15 protein-coding genes are annotated in these 24660 nt (G+C 72.5%); 7 read left to right on the forward strand and 8 right to left on the reverse strand.

Going from position 1 to position 24660, the window contains the following annotated elements:
• The first annotated feature begins 55 nt into the window (after nt 1-55).
• Entirely contained in the window at nt 56-2845 is a 2790-nt protein-coding gene (gene secA, locus ACFXGI_RS27915) for a preprotein translocase subunit SecA (protein WP_384712175.1), read from the forward strand.
• A 208-nt stretch (nt 2846-3053) separates the two neighbouring features.
• Nucleotides 3054-3209, forward strand: a complete 156-nt coding sequence (locus ACFXGI_RS27920; RefSeq protein WP_384712178.1) for a hypothetical protein — start codon at nt 3054-3056, stop codon at nt 3207-3209.
• A gap of 7 nt (nt 3210-3216) precedes the next feature.
• Here the strand turns inward: ACFXGI_RS27920 and ACFXGI_RS27925 are convergent, their stop codons facing one another.
• The gene (locus tag ACFXGI_RS27925; RefSeq protein WP_384712181.1) at nt 3217-3606 is read right to left on the reverse strand and encodes an Rv3235 family protein; all 390 of its coding nucleotides are present in this window, start codon (nt 3604-3606) and stop codon (nt 3217-3219) included.
• A gap of 303 nt (nt 3607-3909) precedes the next feature.
• Here ACFXGI_RS27925 and ACFXGI_RS27930 point away from each other — a divergent pair, with 303 nt between their 5' ends.
• The 3 genes from ACFXGI_RS27930 (at nt 3910) to ACFXGI_RS27940 (ending at nt 10423) form a co-directional block, all read left to right on the forward strand.
• Complete coding sequence (locus ACFXGI_RS27930; protein WP_384712183.1) at nt 3910-4410, forward strand: DUF6912 family protein; 501 nt, start codon at nt 3910-3912, stop codon at nt 4408-4410.
• Nucleotides 4407-5102 carry an HAD family hydrolase gene (locus ACFXGI_RS27935; protein ID WP_384712186.1) on the forward strand — a complete coding sequence of 232 codons (696 nt, stop codon included), beginning with the start codon at nt 4407-4409 and terminating at the stop codon, nt 5100-5102. The genes ACFXGI_RS27930 and ACFXGI_RS27935 overlap by 4 nt, the downstream gene beginning before the upstream one ends.
• A 353-nt stretch (nt 5103-5455) precedes the next feature.
• Nucleotides 5456-10423 (forward strand): NAD-glutamate dehydrogenase, encoded by a 4968-nt coding sequence (locus tag ACFXGI_RS27940; RefSeq protein WP_384712189.1) that lies wholly within the window; start codon nt 5456-5458, stop codon nt 10421-10423.
• A gap of 83 nt (nt 10424-10506) precedes the next feature.
• Here the strand turns inward: ACFXGI_RS27940 and ACFXGI_RS27945 are convergent, their stop codons facing one another.
• Together ACFXGI_RS27945 and ACFXGI_RS27950 are read right to left on the reverse strand one after the other, a co-directional pair.
• Nucleotides 10507-11250: an ABC transporter ATP-binding protein gene (locus tag ACFXGI_RS27945; protein ID WP_384712311.1), complete on the reverse strand. Its 744-nt coding sequence runs from the start codon at nt 11248-11250 to the stop codon at nt 10507-10509.
• A 100-nt stretch (nt 11251-11350) separates the two neighbouring features.
• Nucleotides 11351-12247 carry an ABC transporter permease gene (locus tag ACFXGI_RS27950; protein ID WP_384712192.1) on the reverse strand — a complete coding sequence of 299 codons (897 nt, stop codon included), beginning with the start codon at nt 12245-12247 and terminating at the stop codon, nt 11351-11353.
• A 156-nt stretch (nt 12248-12403) separates the two neighbouring features.
• Between ACFXGI_RS27950 and ACFXGI_RS27955 the strand changes: the two genes are divergently transcribed.
• Nucleotides 12404-13027, forward strand: coding sequence for a TetR/AcrR family transcriptional regulator (locus tag ACFXGI_RS27955; RefSeq protein ID WP_384712195.1), 624 nt, complete (start codon nt 12404-12406; stop codon nt 13025-13027).
• A gap of 16 nt (nt 13028-13043) precedes the next feature.
• On the opposite strand, the gene ACFXGI_RS27960 is transcribed toward ACFXGI_RS27955, so the two are convergent.
• The 5 genes from ACFXGI_RS27960 to ACFXGI_RS27980 all read right to left on the reverse strand — a co-directional run bounded on the left by ACFXGI_RS27960 (nt 13044) and on the right by ACFXGI_RS27980 (nt 22380).
• A complete protein-coding gene (locus ACFXGI_RS27960; protein ID WP_384712198.1) occupies nt 13044-15305 on the reverse strand; it encodes a CDP-glycerol glycerophosphotransferase family protein in 2262 nt (753 codons plus the stop codon).
• A 133-nt stretch (nt 15306-15438) separates the two neighbouring features.
• A complete protein-coding gene (locus ACFXGI_RS27965; protein WP_384712201.1) occupies nt 15439-16350 on the reverse strand; it encodes a carbohydrate ABC transporter permease in 912 nt (303 codons plus the stop codon).
• Nucleotides 16347-17675, reverse strand: coding sequence for a carbohydrate ABC transporter permease (locus ACFXGI_RS27970; protein ID WP_384712203.1), 1329 nt, complete (start codon nt 17673-17675; stop codon nt 16347-16349). The genes ACFXGI_RS27965 and ACFXGI_RS27970 overlap by 4 nt, the downstream gene beginning before the upstream one ends.
• A gap of 4 nt (nt 17676-17679) precedes the next feature.
• Nucleotides 17680-19089: an ABC transporter substrate-binding protein gene (locus ACFXGI_RS27975; RefSeq protein ID WP_384712206.1), complete on the reverse strand. Its 1410-nt coding sequence runs from the start codon at nt 19087-19089 to the stop codon at nt 17680-17682.
• 117 nt (nt 19090-19206) lie between these two features.
• Complete coding sequence (locus tag ACFXGI_RS27980; protein WP_384712209.1) at nt 19207-22380, reverse strand: FtsK/SpoIIIE domain-containing protein; 3174 nt, start codon at nt 22378-22380, stop codon at nt 19207-19209.
• A gap of 449 nt (nt 22381-22829) precedes the next feature.
• Between ACFXGI_RS27980 and ACFXGI_RS27985 the strand changes: the two genes are divergently transcribed.
• Nucleotides 22830-24605, forward strand: coding sequence for a serine/threonine-protein kinase (locus ACFXGI_RS27985; RefSeq protein ID WP_384712212.1), 1776 nt, complete (start codon nt 22830-22832; stop codon nt 24603-24605).
• The last annotated feature ends 55 nt before the right edge of the window (nt 24606-24660 follow it).

The raw sequence follows: 24660 nt of genomic DNA on the forward strand, positions 1-24660 counted from the left end.
CCGTGCCCGTGTACGAACCAGTGCCCAGGCCCGACCGGCAAGGAGACAAACCTCGGTGTCCGTCTTCAACAAGCTCATGCGTGCAGGCGAAGGCAAGATCCTGCGCAAACTGCACCGCATCGCGGACCAGGTCAACTCCATCGAAGAGGACTTCGTCAACCTCTCCGACGCCGAGTTGCGGGCGCTCACGGACGAGTACAAGCAGCGCTACCAGGACGGCGAGAGCCTGGACGACCTGCTGCCCGAGGCGTTCGCGACCGTCCGCGAGGCCGCCAAGCGCGTCCTCGGCCAGCGGCACTACGACGTCCAGATCATGGGCGGTGCCGCGCTGCACCTCGGTTACGTCGCCGAGATGAAGACCGGTGAGGGCAAGACCCTCGTCGGCACGCTCCCCGCATACCTGAACGCTCTGTCCGGCAAGGGCGTCCACCTGATCACGGTGAACGACTACCTGGCCGAGCGCGACTCCGAGATGATGGGCCGGGTGCACAAGTTCCTCGGTCTCGAGGTCGGCTGCATCCTGGCGAACATGTCCCCGGCCCAGCGCCGGGAGCAGTACAGCAACGACATCACGTACGGCACGAACAACGAGTTCGGCTTCGACTACCTGCGCGACAACATGGCGTGGTCGCAGGACGAGCTCGTCCAGCGCGGCCACAACTTCGCCGTGGTCGACGAGGTCGACTCGATCCTCGTCGACGAGGCCCGCACCCCGCTGATCATCTCCGGCCCGGCCGACCAGGCCACGAAGTGGTACGCCGACTTCGCGAAGCTGGTCACCCGCCTGAAGAAGGGCGAGCCCGGCGAGCCCCTCAAGGGCATCGAGGAGACCGGCGACTACGAGGTCGACGAGAAGAAGCGCACCGTCGCCATCCACGAGGCCGGCGTCGCCAAGGTCGAGGACTGGCTCGGCATCGAGAACCTCTACGAGTCGGTGAACACCCCGCTCGTCGGCTACCTGAACAACGCCATCAAGGCGAAGGAACTGTTCAAGAAGGACAAGGACTACGTCGTCATCGACGGCGAAGTCATGATCGTCGACGAGCACACCGGCCGTATCCTCGCCGGCCGCCGCTACAACGAGGGCATGCACCAGGCGATCGAGGCGAAGGAAGGGGTGGACATCAAGGACGAGAACCAGACCCTCGCCACGATCACCCTCCAGAACTTCTTCCGCCTCTACTCCAAGCTGTCGGGCATGACCGGTACGGCCATGACCGAGGCCGCGGAGTTCCATCAGATCTACAAGCTCGGCGTCGTCCCGATCCCGACCAACCGCGACATGGTCCGCAAGGACCAGCCGGACCTGATCTACCGGACCGAGGTCGCGAAGTTCGCCGCCGTCGTCGACGACATCGCGGAGAAGCACGAGAAGGGCCAGCCGATCCTCGTCGGCACCACCTCGGTCGAGAAGTCCGAGTACCTCTCGCAGCAGCTCTCCAAGCGGGGCATCCCGCACGAGGTGCTCAACGCGAAGCAGCACGAGCGCGAGGCCTCGATCGTCGCCCAGGCCGGCCGCCGCGGCGCCGTCACGGTCGCCACGAACATGGCCGGCCGCGGTACCGACATCAAGCTCGGCGGCAACCCGGACGACCTCGCCGAGGCCGAGCTGCGCCAGCAGGGCCTGGACCCGGAAGAGCACATCGAGCAGTGGGCGCACGCGCTGCCCTCCGCGCTCGAGCGCGCCGAGGCGGCCGTGAAGGCCGAGTTCGAAGAGGTCAAGTCCCTCGGCGGGCTGTACGTGCTGGGCACCGAGCGGCACGAGTCGCGCCGTATCGACAACCAGCTGCGCGGCCGCTCCGGCCGTCAGGGCGACCCGGGCGAGTCCCGGTTCTACCTGTCGCTGGGCGACGACCTGATGCGCCTGTTCAAGGCGCAGATGGTGGAGCGCGTCATGTCGATGGCGAACGTGCCGGACGACGTGCCGATCGAGAACAAGATGGTGACGCGCGCGATCGCGTCGGCCCAGTCGCAGGTCGAGACCCAGAACTTCGAGACGCGCAAGAACGTCCTGAAGTACGACGAGGTCCTCAACAGCCAGCGCGAGGTCATCTACGGCGAGCGCCGCCGCGTCCTGGAGGGCGAGGACCTGCACGAGCAGGTGCGCTTCTTCATGGACGACACGATCGACGCGTACATCGCGGCCGAGACGGTCGAGGGCTTCGCCGAGGAGTGGGACCTGGACCGGCTGTGGGGCGCCTTCAAGCAGCTCTACCCGCTCAAGGTCACCGTCGCCGAGCTGGAGGACGCGGCGGGCGACCGCGCGGGCATCACCGCCGAGTTCATCGCGGAGTCCGTCAAGGACGACATCCACGAGCAGTACGAGGCGCGCGAGAAGGCCCTCGGCTCCGACATCATGCGCGAGCTGGAGCGGCGCGTGGTCCTGTCGGTGCTGGACCGCAAGTGGCGCGAGCACCTGTACGAGATGGACTACCTGCAGGAGGGCATCGGCCTGCGGGCGATGGCCCAGAAGGACCCGTTGGTCGAGTACCAGCGCGAGGGCTTCGACATGTTCAACGCCATGATGGAGGGCATCAAGGAGGAGTCCGTCGGCTACCTGTTCAACCTGGAGGTCCAGGTCGAGCAGCAGGTCGAGGAGGTTCCGGTGCAGGACGCGGCGCCCTCGCTGACCAAGGAGCCGGCGGGCGCGCGGCCGGAGATCCGGGCCAAGGGCCTGGACGCCCCGCAGCGGCCGGACCGGCTGCACTTCTCGGCCCCGACGGTGGACGGGGAGGGCGGGGTCGTCGAGGGCGACTTCGACGCCGACGAGGCGGGTGACGGCATGACGCGTGCCGAGCGCCGCAAGGCGCAGAAGGCCGCCGGCGGCCGTCGCCGCAAGAAGTAAACCCCGCCCGTACGGGCACCCCCGCCGGGGCCGGACACCACACGGTGTCCGGCCCCGGCGCCGTTTTACGGGGCCGGACGGGCCGGGTGCGTACCGTGCGGACCGTCCCCCGGGCGCCGTCGCTGTGCACATCGTCAAAGTTCACCCCCTGCTTTTGTACAGATCCGGCCCGAGCCAAGCGGGCTGTCGCCGGTGCTTGACTGGAGCCATGGACAAGCGAGTTGAGAGCAGGCGGCAGCAGCCGCAGTTCGAGCTGCGGTGGGGCGGGCTGCACGTGATCATCCACCGCGTGCCCGTCTGGCTCGTCACGCTGGCGACCACGGCCGCCGGCTCCGGGGCCGCTGCCTGGTGGACCGGCCGGTAGGGCCCCCTCACGCCAGTGGGGCCATTTCGATGGCCGCGCAGCGCCAGCGGAGGTCCGGGCCCTGTTCCAGGCGGAAGGCCATCGCCGAGACGCGGTCGCCCGTCGTGATGCGGGCGAAGGCCTCGATGACGCCCGGGCCGGGGTGGAAGCGGCCGCACCGGCGCAGGACCGGGCGCAGGCGGTCGCGCAGGGGGCCCGCCGGGGCCAGCGTGACCAGCTGGTCGTAGGCCGGGCCGACGGTGTGGCCCAGCAGCGAGTGGACGGGGCGCTGGCCGCTGACCACCGCGAGCAGCCGTTCCGCGAACCAGTCGTGCGGGCCGCGCGGGGTGCGGTCGGTGTGGGGGCGGCACTGGTCGTGGCGGCCGGGGGGCCGGCTGGTGTTCCTGGTCCTGGTCATGGCGGTCGTCCCCGAGGAAGTCCGGGCCCGGAGCGGTACCGGGCGGTAACTTGGTAGGGGACTTCTACGGTCCGCGGATACCCTCCGCAAGCATCCGCCCGGGCGCGGGAGGGGTGGCCGCGTCTTCACCTATCCGGGTGGGTGGCCGCGTGCGCCCCGGCCGCTCCCGCGGCGCGCGGCGGCGCGCCGTGGACGGAATCCGGCCGGCGGCCGGCGGTCCGAAGGGGGACCGCAGCCGTCACCCGGCGCAGTCCCGTCAAGTCGTATCCTGAGGGCGTTTCCGACTACCGAAAGCAGCCGGCCATGCGCGTGTACGTCCCCCTGACCCTCCCCGGGCTCGCCGAGGCGCACAAGGCGGGTGAGCTGGGCCCCGCTCCGCTGCGGGCGTACGCCGTCACCCCCGGGCTGCGGGAGTGGTACGTGTCGGACGACCTGGAGGAGCTGGAGTACGCCGCCCTCGGGCGGGCCGCGGCCGCCTCCCTGCGGATGCTCGCCGCCGACGCGGGCGCCCCGCGCAAGCGCGTGGTCGTCGCCGTCGACGTGGACGACAAGGCCGCCGTCGCGACCCCCGGGGCCGACGAGGCCACGCTCGGCCTGGTGACCCTCGCCGCGGCCGTACGGCTGGCCGTGGCCGCCGCGGTGCACGTGGACGCCGACGGCGCCCTGCAGGACGTGACGGCCGCCGCCGCTGCCCTGGAGGCCGCCGACGCCGGGGACGACGACGCGCAGTTCACCGTGGACGGTGCCGAGGACCACGAGCTGCTGTGGTTCGGCGTCCAGGAGATCCCGGGGCTGCTGAAGTGAGCATTCCCCTCGTCCCCGGCGCCCCTGCCGCCGCCCCCCTCCACATAGTGTGGGACTGGAACGGCACCCTCCTGCACGACATCGACGCCGTCATCGCCGCCACCAACGCCTCCTTCGCCGAGTTCGGCTTCGCGCCGATCACGCTGGAGCGCTACCGCGAGCTGTACGTCGTACCGGTGCCGAAGTTCTACGAGCGTCTGATGGGCCGGCTGCCCACCGACGCCGAGTGGGAGGTCATGGACGAGACCTTCCACCGCCACTACTGGGCAGCGGCCGACGCCGCCGGGCTCACCGCCGGGGCCCGCGAGCTGCTGCGCGACTGGCAGGCGGACGGGCTCACGCAGTCGCTGCTCTCCCTCGCGCCCCACGAGAAGCTCGTGCCCCTCGTGCAGGCACACGGGATCGACCGCCACTTCCTGCGCGTCGACGGGCGGATCGGGCCCTCGCACACGAGCAAGGTCGGACATCTTGTACGCCATATGGCGGCCCTGGAGCAGACGGGTGTCACCGCTGCCCGTACGGTGCTGGTGGGGGATGCCGTGGACGACGCCCTGGCCGCACAGCACGTCGGTGCGAGAGCCGTCCTCTATACGGGTGGTTCGCACAGCCGGCGCAGTCTGGAATCGGCAGGGGTCGAAGTCGTCGACACCCTGGCAGAGGCCGTATCCGCTGCTCGCCGCATGGCCGAATAAGTACGCCCAGAATATGCCCCCGTCACTGCGCACATCGTCAAAGTTCGCGACCTGCTTTTGTACAGATCCGGCCCGTGACGGACAGGGGGTCCGGCGAGATAGCCTGGTACCCGTGATCAGCGCGATAGTCATCGGGGGCGCCGCAGCCTCCGGCCTGCGCCCGGCGCACGACCGTGCCCGGGCCTTCGCTGATCCCTGCCGCCGGGAGCCCCAGCCGATCATGGCCAGTTCCCTCCCGGCCGGCTCTCACCACGGCACAGCGCCGATCCCCAGCGGTCACCCCGCGTCGCGGCGCCACGCCATTCCTTCCTTCACCTACGTCACGCAATGGCGCGCGACAGGAGCCAGAGGACATGCAGACCAAGCTGGACGAAGCAAAGGCCGAGCTGCTCGCGCGGGCGGCCCGGGTAGCTGAGCACAGCCCGGCCGGGGGGCTACTTCCGACTGGGTCCGAGCAGGCGGAGCGTCCCGACCGGGACACCACTCTCGCCTACCTCCAGCGCTACTACCTGCACACCGCCCCAGAGGACCTCCTGGACCGGGACCCGGTCGACGTGTTCGGGGCCGCCCTCTCCCACTACCGGCTCGCCGAGACCCGGCCGCAGGGCACCGCGAACGTGCGCGTGCACACCCCGACGGTCGAGGAGAACGGGTGGACCTCCAGCCACTCGGTCGTCGAGGTCGTCACCGACGACATGCCGTTCCTCGTCGACTCCGTGACGAACGAGCTGTCCCGCCAGAACCGCGGCATCCACGTCGTGATCCACCCGCAGGTCGTCGTCCGCCGTGACGTCACCGGCAAGCTGATCGAGATCCTCGGTCCCGACTGCGACGCGCACGGCCCCAAGACCGCGCGCCCCCACGACTCCCTCGTCGAGTCCTGGATCCACGTCGAGACCGACCGCGAGACCGACCGCGCCGACCTCAAGCAGATCACCGACGACCTGCGCCGCGTCCTGTCCGACGTCCGCGAGTCCGTCGAGGACTGGGAGAAGATGCGCGACGCCGCTCTGCGCATCGCCGACGACCTCCCGAACGAGCCGACCGCCCCCGACCTGCGCGAGTACGAGCTCGAAGAGGCCCGCGAGCTGCTGCGCTGGCTCGCCGACGACCACTTCACCTTCCTCGGCTACCGCGAGTACAACCTCGTCGACGGCGACGCCCTGGCCGCCGTGCCCGGCACCGGCCTCGGCATCCTGCGCTCCGACCCGCACCACAGCGGCCAGGAGGACGCCCACCCCGTCTCGCCGTCCTTCAACCGGCTGCCGGCCGACGCCCGAGCCAAGGCCCGCGAGCACCGCCTGCTGGTGCTGACCAAGGCCAACAGCCGCGCCACCGTGCACCGCCCCTCGTACCTCGACTACGTCGGCGTCAAGAAGTTCGACGCCGACGGCAACGTCGTCGGCGAGCGCCGCTTCCTCGGCCTGTTCTCCTCCGCCGCGTACACCGAGTCGGTGCGCCGCGTCCCGGTCATCCGCCGCAAGGTCGCCGAGGTCCTCGACGGCGCCGGCTTCTCGCCGCACAGCCACGACGGCCGCGACCTGCTCCAGATCCTGGAGACCTACCCGCGCGACGAGCTGTTCCAGACCCCGGTGGACAAGCTCCGCGAGATCGCCACCTCCGTCCTGTACCTCCAGGAGCGCCGCCGGCTGCGGCTGTACCTGCGCCAGGACGAGTACGGGCGCTACTACTCGGCGCTCGTCTACCTGCCGCGCGACCGCTACACCACCGGCGTGCGGCTGCGCCTGATCGCGATCCTCCAGGAGGAGCTCGACGGCAGCAGCGTCGACTTCACCGCGTGGAACACCGAGTCGATCCTGGCCCGCATCCACTTCGTCATCCGCGTCCCGCAGGGCAAGGAGCTGCCCGTCCTGACGGACGGCGACGTCGAGCGCATCGAGGCCCGCCTCGTCGAGGCCGCCCGCTCCTGGGCCGACGGCTTCGCCGACGCCCTGGTCGCCGAGGTCGGCGAGGAGCGCGCCGCCGAGCTGCTGCGCAAGTACGGCACCTCCTTCCCCGAGGGCTACAAGGCCGACCACAAGCCGCGCGCGGCCGTGGCCGACCTCTGCCACCTGGAGCGGCTCTCCGCCAGCGACCGCGAGTTCGCGCTCTCGCTGTACGAGCCGGTCGGCGCGGGCCCCGGCGAGCGCCGGTTCAAGATCTACCGCACCGGTGAGCAGGTCTCGCTGTCCGCGGTCCTGCCCGTGCTCCAGCGCCTGGGCGTCGAGGTCACCGACGAGCGCCCGTACGAGCTGCGCTGCAGCGACCGCACCAACGCGTGGATCTACGACTTCGGCCTGCGGATGCCGCTGCCCGCCGGCAACGGCGACGCGCACCTCGGAGACGATGCCCGCGAGCGCTTCCAGGACGCCTTCGCCGCGGTCTGGCAGGGCGACGCCGAGAACGACAACTTCAACACCCTGGTGCTGTCCGCCGGGCTGACCTGGCGCCAGGCCGTCGTGCTGCGCGCGTACGCGAAGTACCTGCGCCAGGCGGGCGTGAACTTCAGCCAGGACTACATGGAGGACACCCTCCGCAACAACGTCCACACCACCCGGCTGCTGGTCTCGCTGTTCGAGGCCCGGATGTCGCCCGGCCGCCAGTCCGCCGGCACCGAGCTCATCGACGCCATGCTGGAGGAGCTGGCCGGGGCCCTGGACCAGGTCGCCTCGCTGGACGAGGACCGGATCCTGCGGTCGTTCCTCACGCTGATCAAGGCCACCCTGCGGACCAACTTCTTCCAGCTCAACGACGCGGGCGAGCAGCACGCCTACGTGTCGATGAAGTTCGACCCGCAGGCCATCCCGGAGCTCCCGGCGCCGCGCCCGGCGTACGAGATCTGGGTGTACTCCCCGCGCGTCGAGGGCGTCCACCTGCGCTTCGGCAAGGTCGCCCGAGGCGGCCTGCGCTGGTCCGACCGCCGTGAGGACTTCCGTACGGAGATCCTCGGCCTGGTCAAGGCGCAGATGGTCAAGAACACCGTCATCGTGCCGGTCGGCGCCAAGGGCGGCTTCGTCGCCAAGAACCTGCCGGACCCGTCGGTGGACCGCGACGCCTGGCTCGCCGAGGGCATCGCCTCGTACAAGATCTTCATCTCGGCGCTGCTCGACATCACCGACAACATGGTCGGCGGCGAGGTCGTGCCGCCGAACGGCGTGGTCCGCCACGACGAGGACGACACCTACCTCGTCGTCGCCGCCGACAAGGGCACCGCGACCTTCTCCGACATCGCCAACGGCGTCGCCGAGTCGTACGGCTTCTGGCTGGGCGACGCGTTCGCCTCGGGCGGCTCGGCCGGCTACGACCACAAGGGCATGGGCATCACCGCCCGCGGTGCGTGGGAGTCCGTCAAGCGGCACTTCCGCGAGCTGGGGCACGACACCCAGACCGAGGACTTCACGGTCGTCGGCGTCGGCGACATGTCCGGCGACGTGTTCGGCAACGGCATGCTGCTCTCCGAGCACATCCGCCTGGTCGCCGCCTTCGACCACCGGCACATCTTCATCGACCCGACCCCGGACGCGGCGACCTCGTACGCCGAGCGCCGGCGCCTGTTCGACCTGCCGCGCTCCTCGTGGGCCGACTACAGCGCCGAACTGCTCTCCGCGGGCGGCGGCGTGCACCCGCGCACGGCGAAGGCCATCCCGGTCAACGCGCAGATGCGCGCGGCCCTCGGCATCGACGCGGGCGTCACCAAGATGACCCCCGCCGAGCTGATGCAGACCATCCTCCAGGCCCCCGTGGACCTGCTGTGGAACGGCGGCATCGGCACGTACGTCAAGGCGTCGACCGAGACGCACACCGACGTCGGCGACAAGGCCAACGACGCCATCCGCGTCAACGGCGGGGACGTCCGGGCCAAGGTCATCGGCGAGGGCGGCAACCTGGGCCTGACCCAGCTCGGCCGCATCGAGTTCGCCCGGATCGGCGCCGGCGGCGAGGGCGGCAAGGTCAACACCGACGCCATCGACAACAGCGCGGGCGTGGACACCTCCGACCACGAGGTGAACATCAAGATCCTGCTGAACGCGGTCGTCGCGGACGGGGACATGACCGTCAAGCAGCGCAACAAGCTGCTGGCGGAGATGACCGACGAGGTCGGCCACCTGGTGCTGCGCAACAACTACGCGCAGAACGTGGCCCTCGCCAACGGCATCGCCCAGGCCCCCAGCCTGCTCCACGCCCAGCAGCGCTTCATGCGCCGCCTGGAGGCGGCCGGACGGCTGGACCGGAACATCGAGTTCCTGCCCACCGACCGGCAGATCCGCGAGCTGCTGGGCGCCGGCAGGGGCCTGACCCAGCCGGAGCTGGCCGTCCTGTTCGCCTACACCAAGATCACGGTGGCGGACGAGCTCATCGCCACCGAGCTGCCGGACGACCCGTACCTGCGCCGGCTGCTGCACGCGTACTTCCCGGCCGCCCTGCGCGCGAAGTTCCCGGAGCAGATCGGCACACACGCGCTGCACCGCGAGATCATCACGACGCTGCTGGTCAACGACACCGTCAACACCGGTGGTTCGACCTTCCTGCACCGCCTGCGCGAGGAGTCCGGAGCCTCCACGGAGGAGATCGTCCGGGCGCAGCTCGCGGCCCGCGAGATCTTCGGCCTGGCCGGGGTGTGGGACGCGGTCGAGTCGCTGGACAACAAGGTCGCGGCCGACGTGCAGACCCGGGTGCGGCTGCACTCGCGGCGCCTGGTCGAGCGCGCCACCCGCTGGCTGCTGAACAACCGGCCGCAGCCGCTCCAGATCACCGAGACGATCGAGCTGTTCTCCGACCGGGTGAGCGAGGTCTGGGCCGAGCTGCCCAAGCTGGTGCGCGGCGCGGACCTGGAGTGGTACCAGTCGATCATGGACGAGCTGATCGGCGAGGGCGTCCCGGAGGAGCTGGCGGCCAAGGTCGCCGGATTCTCCTCGGCCTTCCCGACGCTCGACATCGTCGCGATCTCGGACCGCACCGGCGTGAACCCGCTGGACGTCGCCGAGGTGTACTACGACCTCGCCGACCGCCTGGACATCACCCAGCTGATGGACCGGATCATCGAGCTGCCGCGGGCCGACCGCTGGCAGTCGATGGCCCGCGCCTCCATCCGCGAGGACCTGTTCGCGGCGCACGCGGCGCTGACCGCCGACGTGCTGGCGGTGGGCAACGGCGATTCGACTCCCGAGGACCGCTTCAAGGCGTGGGAGGACAAGAACGCGGCGATCATCAGCCGGGCCCGGACGACCCTGGACGAGATCCGCGGCTCGGACGACTTCGACCTGGCGAACCTGTCGGTCGCGATGCGGACGATGCGTTCGCTGCTGAGGGCGCACGTCTAGTCCTCGCGGAGCGGTGACGCAAGGGCGGCCCGGGCATGTGCCCGGGCCGCCCTTGCGCGTCCCGCCCCCGTACGTCCCGCTGGTCAGCGGCCCGAGGTGAACCTCTCGTACGCGTCGCAGACCTCGGAGGCCGGGCCGTCCATGCGCAGCACGCCGGACTCCAGCCAGATCGCCCGGTCGCAGGTCTCGCGGACCGTGCCGATGCTGTGGCTGACGAGGAAGACGGTGCCGGCCTGCTCGCGCAGCTCCTCGATGCGGGCCTGGCTGCGGCGCTGGAAGTCGGCGTCGCCGGTGGCCAGGGCCTCGTCGATCATGAGTACGTCGTGGTCCTTGGCGGCGGCGATGGAGAAGCGCAGCCGGGCCCCCATGCCGGAGGAGTACGTGCGCATGGGCAGGGAGATGAAGTCGCCCTTCTGGTTGATGCCGGAGAAGTCGACGATGCCCTGGTAGCGCTCGCGGATCTGTTCCTTGGACATGCCCATCGCGAGGCCGCCGAGGACCACGTTGCGCTCGCCGGTGAGGTCGTTCATCAGGGCCGCGTTCACGCCGAGGAGCGAGGGCTGGCCGTGCGAGTAGATCCGGCCGCGGGCCACGGGCTGGAGGCCGGCGATCGCGGCGAGCAGGGTGGACTTGCCGGAGCCGTTGGAGCCGATCAGGCCGATGGCCTCGCCCTTGTACGCGACGAAGGTGACGCCCTTGACGGCGTGCACCTCGCGCATGCCGGGGGCGGGCTTGCGGGAGAAGACCCGGCTGAGGGCGGCGGTGGCGCCGCCCTTGCGGCCGCCTGCGCCGTTCACCTTGTAGACGACGTGGACCCCGTCGGCGATGACGGTGGGGACTCGGGTGTCGCGCGGGTCGACGGCCGCCGCGGCCGGTGCGGCCGGTGCGGTCGCGGATGCGGGGGTGCCTGCGGGTGCGTTCTTGGTGTCAGCCACGGCCGTACTCCTCCTCAGCCTTCCAGAAGTAGATGAATCCGCCGGCGCCCGCGAGCAGGGCCCAGCCGACGGCGATCGCCCACACGTGGTGCGGGAGCGCGTGCGCGTTGAAGCTGTCGATCAGCGCGTAGCGCATGAGGTCGATGTAGACGGCCGCCGGGTTGGTCTTGAGCACGACGGTGACCCAGTACGCGAGGTGGTCCTTCGCGAGCATCGAGTCGATGGACCACATGACCCCGGACGAGTACATCCAGGTGCGCAGGATGAACGGCATCAGCTGGCTGATGTCCGGGCTCTTGCTGCCGATGCGGGCCATGACCATGGCGACGCCGGCGCAGAAGACGGCCATCAGGGCCAGCGCGGGCGCGGCCAGCAGCCACTTCACGGTCGGGGTCTGGCCGCAGGCGAACAGCAGCAGGACGAGCGCGCCCATGGTGACGAGCAGCTGCTGGAACAGCTGGACGACCGTGGACAGGGGCAGGCTGGCGCGCGGGAAGTGCAGGGCGCGGACCAGGCCGAGATTGCTGTGGATGGCGCGGGTGGAGGCGTTGATGGAGCTGCCGATGAAGTCCCAGACGAAGACGCCGGTGATCAGGAACGGGATGTAGTCCGTCACGCCGCGGCTGGCGTTCATGATCATGCCGAAGATGAAGTAGTAGACGGCCGCGTTGAGCAGCGGGGTCACCAGGTGCCAGACCTGGCCCAGCCTGGCCGTGCTGTACGTGGCGTGCATCCGTGCGGTGGCGTACGCGGTCACGAAGTGGCGGCGGCCCCAGAGCTGGCGCACGTAGCTCGGGAGCGAGGGGCGGGCGCCGCTGACGGTCAGGCCGTGTGCTGCCGCCAGATCGGCGAGCGTGGCCGGATGCGTGTCTGCGGGCACGGGGGTCACGGTGGTCACAAGGGTCGCTTTCGACGGGGTCAGGGCGTCGGCTGGCGATGGGACGGGTCCGTATCGTCGCTACGGCGAGACTAGGGGCCGACGCGACGGAACGCAACCGTATCGTCGTGACGAGTGGGTGACGGCGTGCGCGGCTATGCTCGGGGCATGACCTCTGACTCCGCCGCTCCCGCCGCCACCCGCCGTGCCCCCGCCGGGGCCGCCGTCCTGCGCGAGGACGTGACGGAGGCGATCCGGGCCGCGGTGCTGGAGGAACTGGCCGCGGTCGGGTTCTCGCGGATGTCGATCGAGGGGATCGCGCGGCGGGCGGGGGTCGGCAAGACGGCCGTGTACCGGCGCTGGAAGTCGAAGCTGCACCTGGTCCTGGACCTGGTGGGGGCCTTCGCCGTGGACGGCCTGCCGGTACCGGCGACGGGCTCGCTGTACGGGGACGTACGGGCCCTGCTGGAGGTGATGTCACATGTGCTGCGGCACCCGGTGGCCTCGGCGGTGATCCCGGACCTGCTGGTCGAGGCGGCGCGCAATCCGGAGATCGCGGACGCGGTGCGCGGCGCGCTGCTGGAGGGGGAGCGGCGCATGGCGGAGGGGATCGTCTCGGAGGCGGTGGCGCGGGGGGAGCTGGCCGAGGGGACGGACCCGGGGCGGGCGCTGGACCTGGCGATCGGGCCGCTCTACTGGCGGCAGGTGGTCGTACGGGACGCCGTCCCGGGTGCGTACCTCGACGACCTGGCCAGGTCGGTGGTGGCGGGGCTGACCGCCACGTCCGCCTGACCAGGTCGCCGCGCCGCTACGGCCGCAAGCTCGCGGTCAGGGTGGGTTCCCGGACCGGGGGCGGGGCCGCGGGGGTCGGGTGGCGGTCTTCCAGCGGGGTGATCGGGGGGATCGCCGTCGGCTGGTTCAGGAAGACCCGGCGGACCACGCGCTCCGCCGCGTGGCCGTCGTCGTACGAGCAGAAGCGCGAGCGGAACGCCGCGCGCAGCTGCGCCGAGCGCGAGCCCTTCCAATGGCCCGTCGTGAAGATGTCGACCAGCTCGTCCTGCGTGCGGGCGATCGCCCCGGGCGGGCAGGCCCGCAGGTCGAAGTACGTGCCGCGGGCGGCCTCGTAGGCCTCCCAGTCCTCCGCGTGGATCACGATCGGTCGGTCCAGCGCCGCGTAGTCGAACATCAGTGACGAGTAGTCGGTCACCAACGCGTCGGACGCCAGGCAGAGTTCCTCCACCGACGGGTACGCGGACACGTCGACCAGGCGCGGGTGGCGGAGCGGCTCGGCGGCCGCGTCCGCGTACGTCAGGTGCGCACGCGTCAGGATCGTGAAGCGCGGGCCCAGATCGCGCAGCACCCGCTCGAAGTCCAGGTGTTCGGGCCGGCTGCGCCGGTAGTCGCGGTGGGTCGGCGCGTACAGGATCGCCGTCGAGCCGGGCGGGATGCCGAGGCGCTCGCGCAGCGCCACCACCTCGTCCGCGGTGGCCCGGTGGAAGGCGTCGTTGCGCGGGTAGCCGTACTCCAGCGTCGTGTACGAGGACGGGACCGCCTTCTCCCACACCAGGGTGGAGTGGCGGTTCGCGGACAGCAGGTAGTCCCACTGGTCGGCGCCGCGCAGCAGGCCCGCGAAGTCCGTGGTCGGGGTGGCCGCCGGCCGGTCCTGCAGGTCCAGGCCGACCCGTTTGAGCGGGGTGCCGTGCTGGGTCTGGAGCAGGACCTGGCCCGGCCGCTTGACCAGGGCGCGCTCGAAGTTGACGTTCGTGGTGAGGTACGTGGCCCTGGCCAGCGCCGTCCAGTACGCCACCGAGCCCGGGCGGAGCACGGCCGTCTCCGCCGGGAGCGTCGCCGCGTGATGCGGGTCGCAGATCCACGCCGTCCGCATCCGGGGCGCGAGCTCGCGCAGCTTGGCCTCGATGGCCGCCGGATTGCAGGCGTATCCGCCGTGCCAGTACGCGGAGAAGACCGCCAGCTCCGGGCGCAGCGGCAGCAGCCGCTGGCCGCGGTAGTGCAGCCGCAGAGCGCTCTCGCGCAGGCCGTGCCACAGCGACGCCCCCGCGCGCCCGGCCGCCAGCCCGGCCGAGCGCAGCACCGACAGCGTGCGGTACGCACGGCGCGCGCCGAGCCGCATCAGCAGGTGCCGGATCCGGTCGGTGCGCGACAGCGACAGCGACAGCGACGGCGGCGGCGAGCCGGCGACCCGGTATCGGCGCAGCAGCGCGGAGGCCCGCTGGAAGAACTCGGCCCGGCAGGCGCGCGGGAGGCGGCGCGGGTCGGCGTACAGGGCGCAGAAGTGCTCGGCCATCCGCCGGTGCACGGCGGCGCGCCAGCGCTCCAGCTCGGGGCGGGCGGCGAGGTGGCCGAAGACCCGGTCGTACTGGTCGAAGATGTCCAGGTGGCGGCGGCTGGTGGTGGTCAGGATCGAGCCGGTGCGCCGCTGGCGGTAGTGCACGCAGACCCGGTCCAGTACGGCGACGGATTCGGCGGCCAGCAGCGCCGGGTAGGTCCAGGGGGCGTCCTCGTAGAAGCCGGGCGGGAACTCCAGGCCCTCGCGCTCCACGTACTCGCGGCGGTACGCCTTGTTCCACACGACCATCAGCATGCCGAGCAGGGCCGGGCGGTCGGCGAGCCGGAAGCTGGCCGGGCCCTCCTCCGACAGCCGGTGCGCGAGGCGGTTGCGCACGAGCTCCCCGGTCCAGAAGGTGCGCGCGTAGTCGTAGACGAGGACGTCCGGGGAACCGGTGTCCTTGAGCCGGTCGGTGATGGCCTGGAGGGCGCCCGGGGCGAGCGTGTCGTCGCCGTCGAGGAAGAGCAGGTAGTCGCCGCTCGCCCGGGCCAGACCCGCGTTGCGGGCCGGGCCCAGGCCGAGGTTGTGCGCCAGGTGCACGGCGGTCACCCGGGGGTCACGGGCCGCGTACCCGTCGATGATCGAACCGCAGGCGTCCGGGGAGGCGTCGTCGACCGCGATCAGTTCCAGATCCGTGAACGACTGGGACAGGACCGAGTCCAGACTCTCCTGGAGGTACGCCTGCACCTTGTACGCGGGCACGATGACGCTGAACCGGGGCACGGCACATCCATGGGTCGGCGCGGGCATATCACCCAGCAACCCCCGGCGTGGCGATCGGGTTACGCAGCGTGCGGCATTCGGGTTGCTCAGTGTCAACACCGCACGTCAACGGTGTGCGCCGGGCGGCCGTGTGCTACTTGACCGCTCCCGCCATCACCCCCGAGACGAACTGCCGCTGGAAGGCGAAGAAGACGACCAGCGGGACGACCATCGACAGGAACGCGCCGGGCGCCAGCACGTCGATGTTGTTGCCGAACTGCCGTACCTGCTGCTGGAGGGCGACCGTGATGGGCGGGTTCGCCGAGTCCGCGAACACCAGCGCGACCAGCATGTCGTTCCACACCCACAGGAACTGGAAGATGCCGAGCGAGGCGATCGCCGGCCCGCCCAGCGGCAGCACCACCCGGACGAACAGCCGCAGTTCACCCGCCCCGTCGAGCCGGGCCGCCTCCAGCAGCTCGCGCGGGATCTCCGCGAAGAAGTTCCGCAGCAGGAAGACGGCGAACGGCAGCCCGAACGCGGTGTGGAACAGGACAACCCCGGCCGTCGTCTCGAACAGCCCGATGGCGCCGAAGAGTTCCGAGACGGGGATCAGCGCCACCTGTACGGGGACGACGAGCAGCCCGACCACGATCAGGAACAGCCAGTCCCGGCCCGGGAACTCCAGCCAGGCGAAGGCGTATCCGGCGAGCGAGCCCAGGGCGACCACGAGCAGGGTCGCCGGGACCGCGATGGCCACCGTGCTGAGCAGGGCGCCGGTGATGGTGTCGTTGGCCAGCAGCCGCTCGTAGTTGTCGGCCGTCAGCCGGGTCGGGGCGGTCAGCGCCTGCCACCAGCCGCCCTTGTTCAGGTCGGTGGGCGAGAGGAAGGAGGAGATCAGCAGCCCGAGCGTGGGCATCAGCCAGAACAGCGCGGCCAGGACCAGGAACACGCGGACGGCCCCGGCCGCGGCCCCGGCGGCGAGCCGCCCGGCCCGGGCACCGGCGCGCGCGGCGGGGCGGGCACCGTTACGGGCCTGCTGGCGGGCCTGCGCGGCGGCGCTCATCGGGCCCCCTCCTTCCGCAGCCTGCGGATGTTGTAGAGCATGACCGGGAGCACCAGCACCAGCAGCAGCACCGCGATGGCGCTGCCCAGCCCCGGATCGGCGTCGGTGCCGAAGGAGGTCCGGTACAGCTGGAGGGCCAGGACGTTCGCGTCGTCCTGCACCGAGCCCGGCGCGATCACGAAGACCAGGTCGAAGATCTTCATCACGTTGATGACGAGGGTGACGAGCACCACCACCAGTAGGGGCGCCAGCAGCGGCACGGTGATCCGGCGGAACACCTGCCACTCGTTCGCCCCGTCCACCCGCGCCGCCTCCAGCAGCTCCCGCTGTACGGCGGCCAGCCCGGCCCCGATCAGCACCATCGCGAACCCGGCCCACATCCACACGTACGCCCCGATCACCGCCGGGGTCACCAGCGCCGGGCCGAGCCACTCCACCCCCGCGTACGCCTCGCGGAAGTTCGAGGCGGGCAGCCGCAGCCGCGCCCCGTCGGCCTTCGCGGACAGGGTGAAGGTGCCGTCGGCGCGGGCCGTCGCCGAGTCGACCACACGGCCGTCCTTGACCGCTTCGACCCGGATCCCGGCCAGCCCCGACTCGCTCGGGTCGACCGCGTTCGTACGGCCGCCCCCGCCCCGGGTGAAGTCCTGCCAGGCCGTTCCGGTGACCTTGCCGGGCTCGGCGACCGCGTCCCTCGCCGTACGGGTCCCCTCGGGCAGGTCCTCCGGGGCCACGCCGACCAGCGGGAGCAGCACGGGCACGCCCGCCCGTACGGGATCACGTGTCGTGTAGCCGCCCGCGTCGGCCCCGGCCGCCGGGACCAGCGGGGAGTCGCGGCCCGGGCGCGCCTTCGGGAAGGCCGAGGACTCCGCGAAGGTGTCGTGCACCCCGACCCAGACCGCGTTGGCGATGCCCCGGTCGGGGTCGTGGTCGTACACGAGCCGGAAGATGATGCCGGCCGCCAGCATCGAGATGGCCATCGGCATGAAGACGAGCAGCTTGAACGCCGTGCCCCAGCGCACGCGTTCGGTGAGCACCGCGAAGATCAGGCCGAGGGCGGTGGCCGTGGTCGGTGCCAGCACCACCCACAGCGCCGTGTTCTTCAGGGCCGTGCGGATCGTGTCGTCGTGCAGGATCTCGCCGTAGTTGCCAGCGCCCACGAAGGTGTCACCGGAGCGGTCGAAGAAGCTGCGGTAGAGGGAGTAGCCGATCGGATGGACGACGAGGGCGCCGAGCAGCACCAGGGCGGGCAGGAGGAACGCCGCCGCGACGAGGCGGCGGCGCCGGGTCTCGGCGGAGCGCCCCGTCGTGGTGGCCTTGGCTGCCACGGGATCAGTTCCCGTAGGCCTTGGCCGCGTCCGCCTCCAGTCTGGCCTGGGTGCCCGCCACGTCCGACGGGTTCGCCAGGAAGTCCTGGAGCGCCTTCCACTCGCCGGCCCCCGGGGTACCGCCGAAGGCCGCCGGGGCCTGGTCCGACATGTCGAAGCGGAAGTCGTCGCCCGCCGCGATCAGGGACTTGGCGATGTCCCGCTGGATGGGGTTCGGGTACGCGCCGGGATCGACCGACTTGTTCGGGGAGATGAACCCGCCCTCGCGGGCCTGGATCTCGCCGGCGTCCGGGGAGGCCAGGAAGGTCAGCAGCGCCTGCGCGCCCTTCGAGGGCTTCAGCGCGACCGCCACGTCACCGCCCGAGATGACGGGCGCCTTGGCGCCGACCGCAGGGAAGCCGAAGACGAGGGCGTCCTCGCCCACCTTCGCCTCCGTCTGGGCGATGTTCACCGCCACGAAATCACCCTCGTAGACCATCGCGGCCGCCGGGCGGTCACCGCCGGTGAAGGTCTGCGTCACCGACTTCGGGAACTCGGTGGCCAGCGCCCCGCTCGCCCCGCCCGCCAGGAAGTCCTTGCGCCCGAACAGCTCGCCGAGCGTGGTCAGGGCCTGCTTGACGCTGTCGTCCGTCCACTTGATCTCGTGTTTGGCCAGCTGGTCGTACTTCTGCGGACCCGCCTGGGAGAGGTAGACGTTCTCGAACCAGTCGGTGAGGGTCCAGCCGTCCGCGCCGGCGACGGAGACCGCCGGGGTGCCGGAGGCGGAGAGGGTGTCGGCCGCCTCCACCAGTTCCTTCCATGTCTTCGGGGGCTGTACGCCCGCCGCCTTGAAAGCCTTCGCGTTGTACCAGATCAGCGACTTGTTGGCCGCCTTGTAGTACACGCCGTACTGGGTGCCGTCGACCGCGCCCAGCTTCTTCCAGCCGTCCGCGTAGTTAGCGTCGAGCTGCGCCTTGGCCTCCGGGCCGACCGGCTGCACCCACTTGTTCTGCACGGCCGCGGTCAGCGCACCGACCTGCGGGAGCAGCGCCACGTCCGGCGGCTGGCCGCCCGCGATCTTCGTGCCGAGGAAGGTGACGATCGGGTCCTGGGCCGGGACGAAGGTGACCGTGGCACCCGTCCGCTTCTCGAACTCCTTGAGGACCTTCGTGAAGTTCGCCTGCTCCGGACCCGTCCAGACCGCCGCGACCTCCAGCTTCTCGCCGGTCAGCTTCGGTAATTCGACCGGCGGCCTGGCCTTCGGGGAGGACCCCCCGCCCTGCGGCGGATCGGCCTTCTCGTCCCCGCCGTCCCCGCATCCGCCGAGGGCCAGCGCGCCCGCGGCCGCGAGGGCCGTCCAGGCGGCGGCCCGGCTCCTTCTCCGGCTGCCCGTACGGCTACGGTCCTTCGTGCGGCTCGTTCCGTGCCTTCGCATGGCTCTGCCCCCGATGCCCGTGGTGTGCCCGTGGTGTGACTCGTCCCACAAGGTCTACGCCGAGCCGCGTACCCCCGCAATACCGCGTCGAACCGCGCCGCGGCGCTCCGGGACGGCTCAGGGCGCGGGCGGGAACAGCACGGGTATCGCCGAGACCAGGTGCGAGGCGCGGTCCAGGGCGCTCGCCAGCAGAGCCAGGTCGGTGGGGCCGTTGCCCAGCTCGCGCACGGGCCGGCGGGCCGGGGGATCACCCATCCGCTCCCACTCCACCGGCACCACCGTCGGCCGCTGTGTCGCCGTCCGCGGGATCCGGCCGGTCACCCGGCCGCCCTGGAACGGGACCGTGCGCCCGTCCGCGTAGCGCAGCCGACCGCGGCCGGGGCCCGGCTGGTCGGGGGCGTCCAGATCGATCCGGAGCGGGTTCGTCCGGGCCAGCTCGGTGTCGGCCGTACGGTCGGGGCGGGCGCTGGTGGCCACCAGGTGCACCCCGAGCAGGGCGCCGTCGCGGGCCACCGCGTCCAGCGCCCGTACGACGGATCCGGCGGCGGGGCGGCCCGTACTGCCGAGCCCCGGCGCGACCAGCGCGTCGAAGTCGTCCACCAGCACCACCAGACGGGGCAGCGGGCTCGGCCCGGCCGGGTCGGTGCGCACGGCGGAGGCGCGCAGCCGGAGCGTGCCGGTGCGCTGGGGATCGAGGTCGCCGAGGAGCTCGCCGGGACTGGGCTGGCGGGGCGTGACCATGCGGTCGGAGACCTCCCGCCGGGCGTGCCACTCGGCGAACGGCACCCCGTCCAGGAGCTCGGCCCGGCGTTTCAGCTCGGCGCCGAGGGCCTGGGCGAATTCCCGCATGCGGACGGGGTCGGAGGCGACGAGGTGTGCGGAGACGTGCGGGAGCTCGGTGCAGGGGTGGAGCCCGTCGCCGCGCTCGCCGCCGGCCCCGTCGAGGAGGACCAGCCCGAGCCGGTCGGGCCGGGCTGCCGCGGCGAGGGAGGCGGCCACCGAGCGCAGCAGCTCCGTGCGGCCGCTGCCCGCGGGCCCCTCGATGAGCAGGTGCGGGCCGTCCTGGACCAGCTCGGCGCCGACCGGGCCGCGCCGGCCGCTGCCGAGCACGAGCTCGGCGCGGCCGCCGACGCCCTGCCCCTGATCGGTGGCGGCGGCCCAACGGGCCATCAGGGAGGCCGGGGTGGCCCGGGCCAGGCCCAACTCGTCCAGGAGACGTGCGGTGTTCGGGAGTGCTGCGGCGACGGCCGGGCGGGGCCCGGCGGGGGAGGGCTCCGCGCGCAGCGGGGCCAGGGCGCGGGCGAAGCGCTCGGCCCAGGCGGCGGAGACGGCGTCGGCGGTGGCGGTGGTGCCGGGCGGCCACGGCTTGCCGCCGGACACCGTGAACGTCCGTACGGTGGTGGCCACATCACCGCTGAGCAGGGCGGCGGCGCCGCAGGTCCGGAACGCGGGGCCGCTCGCGCAGGCGGCCTCGTACGTCTCCGTGAGCGGGGAGGCCGGGGTGGCGGCCGGAGTCTCGGCGAGCACGAGGAGGTGGATCCCGGCGGCCGGGCCGTGCGGGGCGAGCCGGCCCGTGATGTCGCGCAGTGCGGCGGCGCCGGGGTCGCCGTCGACGACGAGGAGCGTGTACGGGCCCTGGTGGGCCTGGCCGAGGGGGCTCTCGTCGAGGCGGCGGGTCAGCTCGGCGGTGCGGGCGGCGGCCTGGTCGCGGTCGTAGGCGAGGAGCAGCCGGCAGTCCTGGCCGTGCGCGGGCCGTACGTGCGGCAGCCAGCCGAGCCAGCCCCAGTCGGCGCGCCGCTCGGGGAGGCCGCGGGTGCGGTCGGCGGCGAGGAGCACGATCTCCAGCTCGCCGGGCCCGTGCAGGGCGGCGAGCTGGGCGACGACGGAGCGGGCCACCCCGGTCAGCCGGGCGCGGGGCCCGGCGATGCCGAGCGCGCCGGCCTCCTGGAGCGCGACCCGGCTCCCGGCCCCGAGACCGACGTCGAGCCGGCCCCGGCCGCGGGACCACAGCCGCCGGGTGGGCCCCAGCGCGGCGAGCAGCAGGGCGGCCGGATCATCGGCATCGGGCACGGCGGCCGCGACGGCTGCGTCCACGACCCCGGCCTCGTCGAGGCCCTCCCCCCGGACCCACTTCCGGGCCCAGGCCCCGAGCCCCCGCTTCCGCGACCGCTGCCCGCCGCCGGGGCCGGCCGCGCCGCCCCAGGTTCCGCCGGAGGCGCCGGGCTCGGCCGTGGCCCGGCCCGTACCGGGCGCACCGATGCGCATGCCGGCGCCGGACCCGACCCCGGAGGCCCTGCCGGGCGCCGGGCCCGAGGCGGATGCGGGGTCGCCGCCCCACCCGGCGCCGGGGGCGCCGGGGCGGGACGGCGGAGCCGGGTCGGGGCGCAGCCCCGGGCGGTGCTCGTCATGGTCGGGGTGGGGGTGGGGGAACGATCCCCGCGGGCCGGCCGCACCGGGCCCGCTGCCGGTCCCGCCGGTCCCGCCGGTCCACCCGGGCCCGTCGGGGCCGTGCTCCGCGCCGCTCCACGCGTCGCCGGACGGCGCGGCGGGCGCTCGGCCGGAGCCGTCTTCGCCGCTCCACCCCGCGCCGGAGGCCTCGGGTGCGGCGTCGGGTGCGGCGTCGGGCCCGGCCGGGCCGGCCGGGAGGGACAGGTGGCCCTCCAGGTCCGCGACCACCTGGAGCGTGGCCGGGGTGCCGGCGGCCAGGCGGAGCGTCGATTCGCCGATGCGCAGCAGCGCCCCCGGCGCCAGCGACACCGGCCGCGCGCCGACCACCGCGCCGTCCACGGTCGTGCCGTTCGTCGAGTCCAGGTCGGCCACGGCCACCCGCCCGTCCGGCATCACCGTCACCGCGCAGTGCAGCCGCGACACGTCCGGATCGTCCAGCGGGACGTCGGCATCGGCCGCGCGCCCGATCCGGATCGCCCCCGGGTGCAGCAGGTGCACCCCGCCCGCGTCCGGCCCCGCCACCACGTGCAGCTGCGCGCCGTCCGTCCCGCCCGGCAGGACGTCCCCGTCCGGAAGGACACCCGGCACCGGTGCGTGCAGCCCCAGCACCGCACCGTCCACCAGCGGCGGCTCCCCGAGCACCCGCCGCTGGAGGTCGAGCCGCTCCGTACCGGCGTACAGCACGACCGTGCCGCCGGTGTCGGGCCCGCCGACGGTCGCCGCCAGCCCGGAGGCCACGGCGGCGAGCGCGGTGCCCACGGGCGCGGTGACGAGCACGTCACAGCCGGCGGGCGCGGTCTGGTGGCCGCTGCGCGACCCAAGGACGGTCAGCCGGATCTGCATCGCCGTCAGCGGTCCCTTCTGCGCGGTGCGCGGTGCGTGCGCCCGGCAGGGGTACGACGGGCACGGCTGCCCGATCAACCCCCCGCCCGGCACGGCGCGTCGTCCGGTCAGGTCTGCCCGGAACGCGGGCTCCCGTCCCGGCCGTTCCGTACGGGTGCATCCTCGCACCTGTCGCCGACAACACGCCCGGCACCCGGCAATAAATGATCTTGAATGATCACACCTCTGCGCGTGTCGCGTACACGCCCGCGCGTGGGGCCTGGCCGAAAAGTGGAGTGCAGCCGGGGAAAATCGCCCCTGGCATACCCCTCAAACCTCACCCTTCGTACAAATGTGCGGCAACCAACCTCCGGCGCCCCGCGTCTTCCCCGACGACACCCCCTAGAGTGGGCCGGAAAAAAGAAGCACGAAAACGAACCACAGCAGGACGACAGCAGGGAGCGCGAGACGTGCGGCCAGTCGGCAGCAAGTACCTGCTCGAGGAGCCGCTCGGACGCGGCGCCACGGGCACCGTCTGGCGTGCCCGCCAGAGGGAGACCGCCGGCGCGGAGGCAGCCGTCGCCGGGCAGCCCGGCGAGACCGTGGCCATCAAGGTCCTCAAGGAAGAGCTGGCCCAGGACGCGGACATCGTCATGCGCTTCCTGCGTGAGCGCTCGGTCCTGCTGCGCCTGACGCACCCCAACATCGTGCGCACCCGCGACCTCGTCGTCGAGGGTGATCTGCTCGCCCTGGTCATGGACCTGATCGACGGTCCGGACCTGCACAAGTACATCCGGCAGAACGGCCCCTTCACGCCGGTCGCCGCGAGCCTGCTGACCGCCCAGATCGCGGACGCGCTCGCCGCCAGCCACGCCGACGGCGTGGTCCACCGCGACCTGAAGCCGGCCAATGTCCTGCTCGACGAGCGCGGCGGCCAGATGAAGCCGATGCTCACCGACTTCGGCATCGCGCGCCTCGCCGACTCCCCGGGCCTGACGCGCACGCACGAGTTCGTCGGCACCCCCGCCTACGTGGCCCCCGAGTCCGCCGAGGGCCGCCCGCAGACCTCCGCCGTCGACATCTACGGCGCCGGCATCCTGCTCTACGAACTGGTCACCGGACGCCCGCCGTTCGCCGGCGGCACCGCACTCGAAGTCCTGCACCGCCACCTCAGCGAGGACCCGCAGCGGCCGCCGAACGTGCCCGAGCCGCTCTGGATCGTCATCGAGCGCTGCCTGCGCAAGGAGCCGAACGAGCGCCCCAGCGCCGAGAACCTGGCCCGCGGGCTGCGCGTGGTCGCCTCCGGCATCGGCGTGCACAGCGCCCCCTCCGAGGTGGAGGCCGCCCTCGGCGTCGGCGCGCTGCTCGCGCCCGACCCCTCGCCGGCGCCGGTCCCCGAGACGCCGGGAGCCGGCGGCGCCGCCGACCCGACCCAGGTGCTGCCGAGCCGCGCCGCGGCCGCTTCGCCGATGGGCGCGTACGACCCGAACGGCATGACCAGCGTGCTCCCGCCGGTCGGCGCGGCCGACGCCACCTCGGTGCTGCCCGCCACGGGCGGCCCGGGCGGTCCCGGCGCGGACCCGACCTCGGTCATGCCCCCGGTGCAGCAGCCGGACCAGCCGCACCCGTGGCAGTCGCAGATGCGGGCCGCGCGCGACCGCAACGAGCAGACGCAGATGCAGTACCTCGACCCGAGCGAGGACCCCCTGCGCCGGCGCCCGCAGCGGCAGGCGCCCCCGCCGCCTCAGCAGCGGCCCCAGCAGCCCCCGCAGTACCGTCAGGGCCCGCCGCCTCAGCAGTACCAGCAGCAGCCGCAGTACCAGCAGCCCCCGCAGCAGCCGTACTACCAGCAGCAGCCGCCGCCCCAGCAGTACCAGCAGCCGCAGCAGGCCCCGTACCAGCAGCAGCCCCAGCCCCAGCGGCAGCCCCAGCGGCAGGCGCCGCAGCAGCAGCCCCCGCAGGCTCCGCCGCCGCGCGCGCCCCGGGAGCCGCGCGAGCCGCGCCCGCGCAGCGCCAACCCGGTCAAGATCCCGGGCCTGGGCTGCCTCAAGGGCTGCCTGGTGATGATCCTGCTGTTCGTGGTGGCGGGCTGGCTGGTCTGGGAGCTCACCCCGCTCCAGGAGTGGGTCGGCACCGGCAAGGGCTGGTGGGACCAGCTGTGGACCTGGGGCTCCGACATCGTCGACTGGGTCACCGCGCTCGGCGATTCCGCCGGCAGCAGCGGCTCGGGCGGCGGCACGCCCTGAACCGGGGCCCCCTGGCGTCGACTTCGGGGGCTGGGTTGTGGATTTGTCGACTTCC

Source organism: Streptomyces sp. NPDC059355, assembly GCF_042752335.1.
In the GTDB taxonomy this organism is placed as follows: domain Bacteria; phylum Actinomycetota; class Actinomycetes; order Streptomycetales; family Streptomycetaceae; genus Streptomyces.

Bases quoted from the DNA above. Each gene is read 5' to 3' on its own strand.
- ACFXGI_RS27920 (WP_384712178.1), top strand. From the start codon at position 3,054: ATGGACAAGCGAGTTGAGAGCAGGCGGCAGCAGCCGCAGTTCGAGCTG.
- ACFXGI_RS27925 (WP_384712181.1), bottom strand. From the start codon at position 3,606: ATGACCAGGACCAGGAACACCAGCCGGCCCCCCGGCCGCCACGACCAG.
- ACFXGI_RS27930 (WP_384712183.1), top strand. From the start codon at position 3,910: ATGCGCGTGTACGTCCCCCTGACCCTCCCCGGGCTCGCCGAGGCGCAC.
- ACFXGI_RS27940 (WP_384712189.1), top strand. From the start codon at position 5,456: ATGCAGACCAAGCTGGACGAAGCAAAGGCCGAGCTGCTCGCGCGGGCG.
- ACFXGI_RS27955 (WP_384712195.1), top strand. From the start codon at position 12,404: ATGACCTCTGACTCCGCCGCTCCCGCCGCCACCCGCCGTGCCCCCGCC.
- ACFXGI_RS27965 (WP_384712201.1), bottom strand. From the start codon at position 16,350: ATGAGCGCCGCCGCGCAGGCCCGCCAGCAGGCCCGTAACGGTGCCCGC.
- ACFXGI_RS27975 (WP_384712206.1), bottom strand. From the start codon at position 19,089: ATGCGAAGGCACGGAACGAGCCGCACGAAGGACCGTAGCCGTACGGGC.
- ACFXGI_RS27980 (WP_384712209.1), bottom strand. From the start codon at position 22,380: ATGCAGATCCGGCTGACCGTCCTTGGGTCGCGCAGCGGCCACCAGACC.